Raw genomic sequence first — 12,928 nt, 5'->3', positions numbered from 1 at the left:
TTCCAAGATTAAGTTTAACATAAAAAAATGGAATATGAGGAAGACTTATGGTCATTTTATCGTGTAAATAGGTTAAAGGTTTAGCTGATATGGACCTAAGAATACACCATGATTTGAGTGGCTCAAAACTACACAATAGCAAGCTTACATTCAAGTCAAGAAGTGGTTCCTACCGAGTGGCTTGAACTTTTTCTTATTCCCATCCGTTTTCATTCATGATATGATATGTTGTAGGATTTTATCGAAAAGAGGGGGAAGAAATGTCTGGTCAAGAAAAAGTAAGAGTTTCCGTTTTGATTCATGGTAGACAATATACAATCACTGGAACGGAATCCCCTGATCATATGAAAGAAGTTGCGGGAATTGTAGATGAAAAAATGCGAGAAATTAACTCGATTAATCCTAATTTGAATACTGAAACTTTAGCAGTATTAACGGCAGTAAATTCAATTCATGAATATATGAAATTACAAGAAGAGTATGAACGAATTCTGCAAGAACTTAATCGAATAAAGGAATGACCAATTATGTTAGATTTAGCTTTGATTGTGCTTTTATTACTAGGTTTTTTCATAGGTGTGAAGAGAGGTTTCATTTTACAATTGATTCATATGATCGGGTTCGTTGTTTCCTTTGTTGTAGCCTATGTGTATTATGATACAGTTGCTCCAAAGTTAAGACTTTGGATCCCATACCCTGACTTAGGGGCCGAAAATAGTTTTCAAATGTTTTTAGATGGTGCCAACTTTGATGAAGCTTTTTATCGTGCAATTGCCTTTGTGCTTATTTTTATTGCAACAAGAATTATTTTAGGAATAATTGGTTCTGCTTTAGATATTGTTGCTAGTTTGCCTGTAATTAGATGGCTTAATATTATTGCTGGTGGAGCTTTAGGAACAATTGAAATGTATTTATTTATTTTTATTCTCTTGTACATTGCGGCCTTAGTTCCAACGGCTTCTATTCAAACAGCTCTGGCAGATTCTATTTTATCTGATTTGGTTTTAAATCATACACCTTATTTTTCGGCAGAAATTAAAAAATGGTGGATTGACTTTGTCCAGAATTAAGTTATTTAAGGAATAGGGAAGCTAACATTAGAACTAGTTCCAAGGGACACAGTATGTATAACAGTTCTTTCGTTATCTAGTTCTCTTCTTGGCTAATATGGAAAACTTCTCTTTTGAAAGAGAAGTTTTTCTTTTTACAATTGATTTTGATAGAATATGTAAAGAAGAATGTAAAGCGGTTGGTGAAAAATATGAAAATAAACAAAAAAGATGTGATCCGTCTCTTAGAACAGATAGCTATATATATGGAGTTAAAGGGAGAAAATCCATTTAAAATTTCAGCTTTTCGTAAGGCAGCCTTTGCTTTAGAAGCAGATGATCGTAGCCTATCCGAAATCTCTCATTTTAGTGAACTTCCAGGAATTGGAAAAGGAACGGAAGCAGTGATTGAAGAATATATATTTGAAGGTCATTCAAGTGTTTTAGCTAATTTACAAGAAGAGGTTCCTGGGGGACTGATTCCCCTATTACAGTTACCGGGCCTTGGGGGAAAAAAGATATCACGATTGTATCAAGAATTAGCTGTTGTTGATGTTGAGACCTTAAAAGCAGCATGTGAAAGTAATCAAGTGGCTAGTTTAAAAGGTTTTGGGGAAAAATCGCAAACGCGCATTTTAGAAGCGATTGCAGAAGCGGGAAGTCAACCAGATCGACTACCTATAGCTTATATGCTTCCTCTAGCGAAGAATATAGAACATTATTTAGGAAAAATTGAAGAGATTACTGAATTCTCCCGTGCTGGTAGTTTACGTCGGATGAAGGAAACGATGAAAGATTTAGACTTTGTTATTGCAACTGAACACGGCAAGGCTGTGAAGGAACGCTTATTATCAATGCCAGATGTACAAGATGCAACAGTCAGTGGCGATACGAAGATTACCCTTACCTTATTAGGACAATACAAAGTTTCAGTTGATTTTCGCATTGTACAACCACAAGAATTTGCTTCAGCATTGCATCATTTTACAGGTTCAAAAGATCATAATATTCGGATGCGGCAAATTGCGAAAGAAAGAAATGAAAAAATAAGTGAATATGGAGTTGAGCAAACGGAGACAGGTAAAGTGCTGACTTTCAATTCAGAAGCCGAGTTTTATCAACATTTTCAATTGCCTTTAATTCCTCCTGAAATTAGAGAGGATGGCAAGGAAATCGATGAATATCGTTCAGAGCTTTCATTTATTGAATTGGATGATATAAAAGGTGATTTGCATATGCATACAACTTGGTCTGATGGTGCTTATTCGATAGAAGAAATGGTTGAGGCATGTCGAAGAAAAGGGTACCAATATATGGCGATTACAGATCACTCCGAATTTCTGAAAGTGGCCAATGGGCTATCTCCTGATCGGTTAAGAAGTCAAATAGAGGAAATTCGAAAAATAAATGAAAAGTATAACGATATCACGATTTTAGCTGGAACTGAAATGGATATACTGCCAGATGGGAGCCTCAATTATGATGATGATTTATTAGCAGAGCTAGACATTGTCATTGCTTCCATTCACTCAAGTTTTTCACAGTCACAAGCTAAAATAATGGAGCGACTCAAAAATGCAATGGAAAATCCACATGTCGATATTATTGCCCATCCAACTGGACGTCTTATTGGTAGAAGAGAGGGATATGATGTTGATATAAAATTACTAATTGAACTCGCTAAGCAGACAAATACAGCACTGGAATTAAATGCGAATCCTGCACGTTTAGATCTATCCGCCAAACATATTCGAATGGCACATGAGGCTGGGGTCAAAATTGCGATCAATACGGATGCCCATAATAAGGAAAACTTAGAATATATGAAAGTAGGCCTAGCCAGCGGAAGGAAGGGGTGGCTTTCAGCTTCTTCAGTGCTAAATGCATGGCCATTAGAGAAATTACGAGAGTTTTTAAATAGCTAAGAAAGTATAGAGTTTTTTAGGATTGCTTTGATGACAGGGGATTAGTGTTATCTAGCTCCAGCACCCAGCGACTAGCAAACTTTCGGTGCCCACCTACGATAAATCAACATCCATTCGCTTTTCAAGCTCATGGTGTTTTCTTTATCCCGCTGCAACCGTCCGTAAGACCCCCACTTCAAAACTAGGAGATTTCAAAGAGGTTTAAGTAGTCTAAGTGGGGATAACGGACGCTAACACCCCCGATAAGTCTCGCTAACCATCAGTGAGGGATGAAGAAACCCCCCCACTGATGGCAGTCTCGCTTTGTCTCAGGCCCACAGGATGTGGGTCACAAAGGCGTTGCGCTAGGACGGCGTGTATTTAGCCTTTGATCCTTATTCTCCACAAAGTTTGTACGTCACTAAACGGGCGCTTGCGCTTTTCTTAGAAAGGGGAGTCAAACTCCATGAATGATAAGACATTGAAAACATTAGAATTCGATAAAATTTTATTACAATTAGAAAGCTATGCATCTTCTGTGTTAGGGGAGGAAAAAATAAGGGGTTTACGTCCAATAAGCTCCTTTGAACAAGTCGTTCAAAGACAGTCAGAGACAGATGAAGCTGCACATGTTCTTCGTTTAAAAGGTCATGCTCCTTTAGACGGGATTTTCAATATCAAACCACATGTTAAAAGGTCAGTCATTGGTGGGGTATTAAACCCGATCGAGCTGATGCATGTTGCTAGTACGATTCATGCTTCGCGTTCTATAAAACGTTTTATTGAGGAGTTGCTTGAAAATGAAGTGGAAATACCTATTTTAGCAAAGAAAGTTGAACAGATTATTCCATTAGGTGAACTGGAAAAAATGATCAAAAATGCGGTTGATGAATCAGGAGAAATTCTAGATTCCGCAAGTGAAACGTTGCGAAGTTTACGCCAGCAATTAAGGAGAACAGAGGGAAGTATACGTGGGAGATTAGAAGGGTTTACTCGAGGTCAAAATGCACAAAAAATGCTCTCTGATGCAATCATTACCATTAGAAATGATCGTTATGTGATCCCGGTAAAACAGGAATACCGCGCTCATTATGGTGGGATTGTGCATGACCAATCGGCTTCAGGCCAGACCTTGTTTATTGAACCACAAGCTGTGGTCGATTTAAATAATTCATTAAAGGAATTGCAGTTAAAGGAAAGACAAGAAATCGAGAAGATTCTAGCTCAGTTATCAGGATATGTTGCAGAGGTAGCGGAAGAATTGCAGCATATCGTACAAGTGCTGGGAGATTTAGATTTCATTTTTGCAAAAGCCCGTTTTGGTAAAGAGATAAAAGCAACCAAGCCAGTGATGAATCAGGAGGGAGTCATTCGTTTATTTCAGGCACGCCATCCTTTATTAAAGGTTGAGGAAGCTGTTGCAAATGATATTGAATTTGGCGGCGAGTACACGACAATGGTTATTACTGGTCCCAACACGGGTGGAAAAACCATTACCCTCAAAACAGTGGGGCTGTTAACACTTATGGCTCAAGCGGGATTAATGATTCCAGCAGCAGAAGGTTCAGAAATAGCTGTGTTTGCCGAAGTATTTGCTGATATTGGGGATGAGCAATCGATTGAGCAAAGTTTAAGCACATTCTCATCCCACATGGTAAATATTGTTGATATTTTAAAAGAAGTTGATCATGATTGTCTCGTATTATTTGATGAATTAGGTGCGGGAACAGACCCACAGGAGGGAGCAGCTCTAGCTATTTCCATTCTCGATGAAGTCTATCAACGTGGCGCCCATGTAATAGCTACTACTCATTACCCGGAACTAAAAGCATATGGATTTAATCGGCCAGGTGCGATCAATGCAAGTGTGGAATTTGATGTTGAAACATTACGTCCGACATACAGATTATTGATAGGTGTGCCAGGGCGAAGTAATGCTTTTGAAATCTCTAAGCGCTTGGGACTTTCTGAATGGACAATTCAAAATGCGAAAAAATTAATAGATGCTGAAAGTAATGAAGTAGAAAATATGATCGCTTCTTTAGAGAAAAGTCGGCACGATGCAGAAGAAGAATATAAGGAAGCCCATGAGTATTTAAAAGCTGTAGAAAAACTTCACCAAGATATGCAAAAGCAAATGATCGAGTTTTATGAAAGAAAACAAGAAATGTATGATCGTGCCGAAAATAGGGCGACAGAAGTGATTGAGAAGGCGAAAAAAGAAGCAGAAGAAGTCATGAAAGACTTAAGACAACTCCGCTTTCAAAGCGGTGCCCAAATCAAAGAACATGAATTAATTGAAGCTAGACATCGATTGGAAAAGGCTATCCCCTCACTCGATAAACAAATTGGCAAGACAAAAAAAGAAAAGAAGAACTTTGAATTCCAGCCTGGTGATGAAGTAAAAGTAACGAGTTTTGGCCAAAAGGGACATTTGATTGAAAAGGTAGCGGAAAAAGAGTGGAATGTTCAAATTGGTATTATGAAGATGAAGGTAAAAGAAAGAGATATGGAGTTTATTCAATCTGAGCAGAAGAAAGAAACTAAACCTATGGCCACCATAAAAGGGCGGGACCACCATGTTGGTTTGGAATTGGATTTACGCGGAGAGCGTTTGGAAGATGCTTTGCTAAAAGTAGAAAAATATATTGATGATGCTTTATTGGCTAATTATCCACGTGTATCTATCATCCACGGGAAAGGAACAGGGGTCTTACGCAAAGGAATTACGGATTATTTGAAACAACTTCGTGCAGTGAAACGTATAAGATTGGGAGAGGCAGGAGAAGGAGGTAGTGGAGTTACAGTAGTGGAGTTTAAATAATGTTCAAACTTCGTTAGCCCCGGGCATAGCTTTAGGATCGGGTCTAAGCCCTATATTCAAACAATCTTTCATCTATCAAGTTATAAATGTTGAAGTTACCACGAATTGAGTCAAAGCGGCATAACAATTGGCAATGTTATTCGTTTTTCTATAAGTGGGCGCTTGTGCTTTCTAAGGAGGGGATAGAGAATGGCGACTTCATTTTGGGAAAATTCGGTAGTACAAACGGCAGGTTACTATACAGTTTCAGTGCTATGTATGGTCTTATTCTTATTTATTTTTGAACTCGTGACAAAGTATAAAAATTGGGAAGAAATTAAAAACGGTAATATTTCCATAGCTATGGCAACTGGCGGAAAGATCTTTGGGATTGCAAATGTTTTCAGGCATTCCATCCTGCATCATGATACATTATTTGTTATGATCGGTTGGGGAGTTTATGGGTTCTTTCTATTGTTGACAGGTTATTTTATCTTTGAATTTTTAACACCAAAATTCAATATCGATAAAGAGATTGAAAATGATAATCGTGCAGTTGGATTTCTTTCGATGGTAATTTCAATTGGTCTCTCTTATATCATTGGTGCAAATATTCAATAAGGGTGGGGAAAATTAGGTGGAAAAGTTGGCTAAGGTGCTCCTTGTAGTAGGTGCACTCTTCTTTATACTTGGTATTGTATATGTAGTACGAATGTAAATAAAATATCAAGATAAGGGAATTGCAGAACGTAAGTTAGGACACAAAAATAGCATGTATAAAGTGGCACGAACAAAACTTTGCCCCTTTCCATAGAAAAGAGTGTCATAAAAGTTTTCATACTTTATGACACTCTTTTTAATTTTTAAATCATCACTTTTTTAGACTGATATTTTGATAAACCAAAAACAGTTATAATTAATAGAAGAATCGTGATAATGATTGTAAAGGAACTTTCCGTGATGCCGGCTATAATAAAACCAATTAAAGCAATGGCAGCATTAACACTGGCATAGTAAATTTGTGTCTTCACATGATCAATATGATCTGCTCCCGCTCCAGTTGAAGAAAGGATCGTTGTATCTGAAATCGGAGAGGAATGGTCCCCGAAAATTCCTCCTGATAAAACAGCGCCAATACAGACCATCATTGGGGCATCAAGGCCAACAGCCATTGGAATCGCAATTGGTAACATGATGGCAAAAGTTCCCCATGAACTGCCAGAAGCAAGTGACATTCCCGCTCCTACTAAAAATAAAAGCGCTGGAATAATAAAGCCCGGAATTCTCCCCTGTAATATTTCAACCACGTACTCGGCGGTCCCCATTTCACCAATAACTTTTCCAAGCGCCCAAGCCAAAACTAATGTTACCGTTACATAAACCATTTTTTGCATGCCACCAGTATAAATATTAACGACTTCACCAAACTTCTTCACTTTCAAACCGATCATTAGTAAAGCTAATGAAACAGCAGCAAATAAGTAAGCCGTACTTAGGGCAACTCTAAAATCTTCACCATCGACAGGTTTAATAGGAAATCCCTTTGAAATCAGTAACCCGAATAAAGTGGTAAACAAAATTAATAAAGGTAACCAGACCATAATAGCTCGACTGTTTTGTTGCTTTCCTACTTTCTCTTTTTCTGTTTTTCTTAGCGGCGTTGAATGAGGCCAATAAAGTTGTCCAGTCGTTTGGACACGGTGCTCAGCTTTCGCCATTGGGCCGAAATCAAGCTTTGTGAAGGCCACTAAAGGCACCATCAATACTGTAAGAATCGCATAAAATTGGAACGGAATAACTTGAAGAAAGGCATCAAATTCCGAAATCGCTAGATTCAATTGGTCGAATTCTTTCTTCATTAATCCCATAATATAAACGCCCCAACCAATGAATGGGATTAAAACCGCAACAGGTGATGAGGTTGAATCAATGATCCAAGCCAGTTTTTCTCTGGAAACTTTCAATTTATCGAAAATCTTTTCGAAAACCGGTCCAACAATTAAAGGTGTACCTAAGTCTGAAAAGAAGATAATAATCCCGCCTAACCATGCGGAAACTTGAGCCTTAGCACGTGTATTAATTAGTTTTGTTGAATTCTCTGCTAATGCAGCCCCACCACCTGATTTCTCCATTAACGCAACAAAGCCTCCGATGAAAAAGAGAAGAACTAAAACTGCAGCATTGTAACTATCGGTTAGCTGTGGAAATAAAAAATCCCCAATTGTCGTCATAGTTGCTTCAAGTGGTCGTCCACCTACGATGAAAAGCACACCTATGTATACACCAGAAAATAATGAAATAATAACATTTCTTGTAAAAACAGCTAAGATAATTGCCAATAATGGTGGTACTAATGATAAAAATCCCATATGTTCCATTTGTTTCCCCCTAAAAATCTATAATCAACAATGTATATTTATATAATTATTATTATAATTATACATAAAGGTGCTGTCAATATTCATTTTATATATAAAGATTTATGCATATTTATTTATCTACCTTGGCCCCTAATCTTAAATATAAAATATTAACATTTGTACGATTGACAGCAATATAATATACTGAGAAGGAATTATAACAAACCTAATGTTTTTACACTGAAAATAGTATTAAAGAAAATTTTGATTTTATTTAATGGCTGGACGATATGGAGTTTGTTATTAGTCTCTGCTTCTTTTAGAAATAGAGAATTCAGCATGAGCTTTCTTTGCAGTCTAAGGCGCGATTTGGTTGAAGGCTTACTGAATAATAGGAGGGGTTGTATGGAAAGTAAACCTTGGTTGAAAATGTATCCTAAATCCATTCCAACGCAGTTAGATTATGAACCGAGAACAGTGCAATCTTATTTAATCGATACAGCCAGAAAGTATCCCAAGAAAACAGCTATCCATTTTATGGGAAAGGAAATAAGCTACAACGAACTTTATGAAAGTGTTTTGAAAATGGCTCATTACTTACAGGGTATAGGTGTAAAGAAAGGTGATCGAGTTGCGATTATGTTACCAAACTGTCCGCAATACGTAATTAGCTACTATGCCAGTCTATTTACAGGTGCTGTCGTTGTCCAAACAAATCCACTGTATACTGAACGGGAACTTGAATACCAAATGAAAGACTCTGGTGCAAAGATCATTATTGCTCTAGATATATTATATCCGCGCATCTCTAAAGTGATCAAACAAACAAAAATTGAACACGTTATTGTAACCGCTATCAAAGATTATCTGCCATTCCCAAAAAATCTAATGTATCCTTTTATACAGAAAAAAGATACAGGCATCGTCATCCAATTAAATCATGAGGGAAATACACATCTGTTCAAAAAAATTTTAGAAGTTGGAGCCTTAACACCAATTGAACTAGAATTTGATTATGAAAATGACTTAGCTCTTCTCCAATATACAGGTGGAACAACTGGATATCCTAAAGGAGTTATGCTAACTCATAAAAATTTAATTGCGAATGCAACTGCTTGCCAAGCATGGATTTATAAAGCAAAACCTGCTGAAGAAACGATTCTCGGGGTTCTGCCCTTTTTTCATGTTTATGGTATGACAACGGTTTTAATTCTCTCTATAATGCAAGCCTACAAAATGGTTTTATTACCGAAATTTGATGCCAAGACAACTCTTAAAACCATTCATAAGGAAAGACCAACGATTTTTCCTGGAGCACCGACAATTTATATCGGTTTGCTAAACCATCCTGAACGTAATAAATATGATCTCTCCTCGATAGAAGCCTGTATAAGTGGCTCCGCACCACTTCCAGTCGAAGTTCAACAAAATTTTGAAAAAATTACGGGTGGAAAGCTTGTGGAGGGATATGGTTTGACGGAATCTTCACCTGTTACCCATGCCAATTTTATTTGGGGGCAAGAGTATGTGACAGGTAGTATCGGCGTTCCTTGGCCAGATACCGATGCTATGATTGTCTCAGCGGAAACAGGAAAAGAAGCTCCACACGGGCAAATTGGTGAAATTGCTGTTAAAGGACCGCAAGTCATGAGAGGTTATTGGAACCGTCCGGATGATACAGCAGAGACTTTGAAAGATGGATGGCTTTTTACTGGAGATATGGGGTATATGAATAAAGATGGATACTTTTTCGTTGTAGATCGAAAAAAAGATATGATTATTGCAGGTGGGTATAATATCTATCCTCGGGAGATTGAAGAAGTTTTATATGAACATCCAGCGATTCAAGAGCTAGTTGTAGCTGGTATCCCTGACCCTTACAGGGGAGAGACAGTGAAAGCATATGTAGTTCTTAAGGAAGGTTCAGTTGTCACAGAACAGGAATTAGATGAATATGCAAGAAAATTTATCGCGCCATATAAAGTTCCAAAAGTGTATGAATTTCGTAAAGAATTACCTAAAACAGCTGTCGGAAAAATATTGCGAAGGACATTAATAGATGAAGAAAGAAAAAAGGTGCAGCAATAATTTAGGTAAAGGCCAAATGAAAAGTGTACATTTGGCCTCTTAGGGTGTTGAGAAGCATTGATTATTACACAAATCAAACACAAGCTAGATCCAGACAAAGTTATTACGAAAGATAAAGAGCATTTCTAAAATGTTAGAGTGATTATCACATTTTGAATCCAAAAACAATTTATCCCGGTGCAACCGTCCGCTTCAAAACTAGGAGATTTCCAAGAAGTTTAAGAAGTCTAAGTGGGGGATAACGGACGTTAACACCCCGATAAGTCTCGCTAACCATCAGTGGGGGATGAAGAAAAACCCCACTGATGGCAGTCTCGCTTTATTATTTTACGCTTAATATTGATTGACAGAATTCAGTCAGATGATTATCATGGAATTATGAATGAATAATCATTCATTTACTATTTAGAAAAGGTGAAGTCATTGAAGAGAAATAAACCAAAGTACAAACAAATAGTGGATGCAGCGGTAACCGTTATTGCCGAAAATGGCTATCATCAATCGCAAGTTTCTAAGATTGCTAAACAAGCTGGAGTAGCGGATGGAACTATCTATCTTTATTTTGAAAATAAGGAGGATATATTAATCTCGGTTTTTCAGGAGAAAATGGGGTTGTTTATTGAAAAGATGGAAGAAGCTATTCAAACAAAAGCAACTGCATCTGAAAAGTTATTTGTTCTCATCGAAAACCATTTCAATATATTATCGCATGATCGTCATCTGGCAATTGTTACTCAATTGGAGTTAAGGCAATCCAATAAGGAGTTAAGAAAAAGAATAAATGAGGTACTGAAAGACTATTTGCGCTTAATTGATCATATTATTTGCCATGGGCAAGAAAAGAAAGAGTTTGCTAGCCACCTTAATGTAAGATTGGTGAGACAAATGATTTTTGGAACAATGGATGAAACTGTAACAACCTGGGTTATGAACGAGCAAAAGTATGACCTCGTTTCACTTGCACCTCAAGTACATGAATTATTACTACAAGGTTGTAAGCAACAATAAGTAAGTGAGGGAAGGATAGAATTATGAAAAATATAACGGTTATGAAAGAAAACCAAATCGGAATTGTAGCAATCAATCGCCCACCAGCTAATGCTTTATCACAAGAGTTGATCAGAGAGTTAAGTCAAATATTTGATCAATTAGCAGAAGATCAGGATATACGAGTTATCCTATTGCAAGGGGAAGGGAAATTCTTTTCAGCAGGGGCCGATATAAAAGAATTTTCAGCGCTTCAATCTGCAGAAGATTTTTCGAATAGTTCACAGCTTGGACAACAAACATTTGCGAAAATTGAAAGTTCTACAAAGCCGGTGATCGCTGTGATACATGGGGCTGCGCTTGGTGGAGGGCTTGAACTTGCTATGGCTTGTCATATAAGACTTGTTAGTAATGAGGCAAAATTGGGTTTACCTGAGTTGCAATTAGGCCTTATTCCAGGGTTTGGTGGGACTATTCGTCTTCCTCATTTGCTTGGTCCAGGGAAAGCGGCAGAGATGTTGTTTACAAGTGAGCCCCTTTCGGGAATTGAGGCAGTTCAATGGGGACTTGCTAACCACGCATATCCGGAAGAAGAGTTATTCAACAGAGCAAAAGAACTTGCTCATAAGATTGCGAAAAAAAGCCCTATTGCTCTTAAGGCCGCGATTAAACAGTTGCAATTTTCTCATTCAGGCCAATACTATCTTGGACTAGAAGAAGAAATGAAACAATTTGGAGTTCTCTTCAATACTCAAGATGCACAAGAAGGTATTCAAGCATTTATAGAAAAGCGAGAACCAAAATTCCGGGGGAAGTAAAGATCCTAGAGGAGCTGTAAAGTTCATAACGTTTTTCTTTAACTCCCCCTTCATGGGGAATTCCATTATACTAATACTCTTGCTTTATCTTATTTTATAAAGCGGATCCATATTGAGGTTAAGATAAAAAAGGAGGCTGAAGCAAATATGAATATTTTTGTCTTATTAAAAAGAACCTTCGATACAGAAGAAAAAATTGTGATTTCAGAAGGCAAAATTATTGAAGATGATGCTGAATTCATTATTAATCCGTATGATGAGTATGCCATTGAAGAAGCGATTCGTGTAAGGGATGAGCATGGTGGGGAGGTTAATGTCCTGACAGTTGGGAATGAAGAATCTGAGAAGCAGCTAAGAACCGCTCTCGCAATGGGGGCAGATCGTGCCACTCTTATTAATATTGAAGATGATTTAGAGGAGACAGACGCTTTTTCCATAAGTAAGATCATTGCAAAGTTTCTACAAGACAAAAAGGTAGATTTAATATTGGCCGGAAATGTGGCAATTGATGGCGGTTCAGGTCAGATTGGTCCGCGGGTAGCGGATATATTAAACATCCCTTATGTAACGACAATTACAAAGTTAAAGATTGAAGGAGAAAATGTAATAATTACAAAGGATGTAGAAGGTGACTCAGAAATTCTTGAGGCGAAATTACCTTTATTAGTAACAGCTCAACAAGGTTTAAATGATCCCCGCTACCCATCACTCCCAGGGATTATGAAAGCGAAAAAGAAACCATTGGATGAGCTTGAAATAGAGGATTTGGATTTAGAAGAAGAGGATGTAGAAATAAAAACGGAAACGATTGAAATTTTCCTACCTCCTGAAAAAGAAGCGGGGCGAATTTTACAAGGAGAATTAAAAGATCAAGTTAAAGAGTTAGGAACATTATTGACGAAAGTAATATAAGCAAAAA

10 protein-coding genes are annotated in these 12,928 nt (G+C 37.4%); 9 read left to right on the top strand and 1 reads right to left on the bottom strand.

The annotated features are described in order from the left end of the window. The first annotated feature begins 260 nt into the window (after positions 1 to 260). From zapA to J2Z23_RS09515, 5 genes are all read left to right on the top strand, one after another. On the top strand, positions 261 to 521 hold the full coding sequence (zapA, locus tag J2Z23_RS09535; RefSeq protein WP_057995483.1) for a cell division protein ZapA: 261 nt from the start codon (positions 261 to 263) through the stop codon (positions 519 to 521). A 6-nt stretch (positions 522 to 527) separates the two neighbouring features. Continuing rightward, entirely contained in the window at positions 528 to 1,070 is a 543-nt protein-coding gene (locus J2Z23_RS09530; protein ID WP_057985089.1) for a CvpA family protein, read from the top strand. Between the two features lie 191 nt (positions 1,071 to 1,261). Further along, entirely contained in the window at positions 1,262 to 2,974 is a 1,713-nt protein-coding gene (gene polX, locus J2Z23_RS09525; protein WP_057985332.1) for a DNA polymerase/3'-5' exonuclease PolX, read from the top strand. Between the two features lie 445 nt (positions 2,975 to 3,419). Continuing rightward, positions 3,420 to 5,777 carry an endonuclease MutS2 gene (locus J2Z23_RS09520; protein WP_057985087.1) on the top strand — a complete coding sequence of 786 codons (2,358 nt, stop codon included), beginning with the start codon at positions 3,420 to 3,422 and terminating at the stop codon, positions 5,775 to 5,777. A gap of 189 nt (positions 5,778 to 5,966) precedes the next feature. Then, entirely contained in the window at positions 5,967 to 6,377 is a 411-nt protein-coding gene (locus J2Z23_RS09515) for a DUF350 domain-containing protein (protein WP_057985086.1), read from the top strand. Positions 6,378 to 6,619: 242 nt separating this feature from the next. On the opposite strand, the gene J2Z23_RS09510 is transcribed toward J2Z23_RS09515, so the two are convergent. Beyond that, positions 6,620 to 8,134 (bottom strand): Na+/H+ antiporter NhaC family protein, encoded by a 1,515-nt coding sequence (locus J2Z23_RS09510; protein ID WP_057995480.1) that lies wholly within the window; start codon positions 8,132 to 8,134, stop codon positions 6,620 to 6,622. Between the two features lie 387 nt (positions 8,135 to 8,521). Here J2Z23_RS09510 and J2Z23_RS09505 point away from each other — a divergent pair, with 387 nt between their 5' ends. The 4 genes from J2Z23_RS09505 to J2Z23_RS09490 all read left to right on the top strand — a co-directional run bounded on the left by J2Z23_RS09505 (position 8,522) and on the right by J2Z23_RS09490 (position 12,921). After that, the gene (locus J2Z23_RS09505) at positions 8,522 to 10,204 is read left to right on the top strand and encodes a long-chain-fatty-acid--CoA ligase (RefSeq protein WP_057985082.1); all 1,683 of its coding nucleotides are present in this window, start codon (positions 8,522 to 8,524) and stop codon (positions 10,202 to 10,204) included. Between the two features lie 423 nt (positions 10,205 to 10,627). Further along, positions 10,628 to 11,212, top strand: coding sequence for a TetR/AcrR family transcriptional regulator (locus J2Z23_RS09500; RefSeq protein WP_057985081.1), 585 nt, complete (start codon positions 10,628 to 10,630; stop codon positions 11,210 to 11,212). 23 nt (positions 11,213 to 11,235) lie between these two features. Then, positions 11,236 to 12,009, top strand: a complete 774-nt coding sequence (locus tag J2Z23_RS09495) for an enoyl-CoA hydratase (protein WP_064468577.1) — start codon at positions 11,236 to 11,238, stop codon at positions 12,007 to 12,009. Between the two features lie 147 nt (positions 12,010 to 12,156). Continuing rightward, entirely contained in the window at positions 12,157 to 12,921 is a 765-nt protein-coding gene (locus tag J2Z23_RS09490; RefSeq protein WP_209973739.1) for an electron transfer flavoprotein subunit beta/FixA family protein, read from the top strand. Positions 12,922 to 12,928 lie beyond the last annotated feature (7 nt).

The sequence above is a fragment of the Lederbergia galactosidilytica genome, assembly GCF_017873565.1.
In the GTDB taxonomy this organism is placed as follows: domain Bacteria; phylum Bacillota; class Bacilli; order Bacillales; family Bacillaceae_C; genus Lederbergia; species Lederbergia galactosidilytica.
The sequence above is the reverse complement of the archived record's forward strand: the minus strand, read 5'-3'. Positions and strand labels throughout refer to the sequence as shown.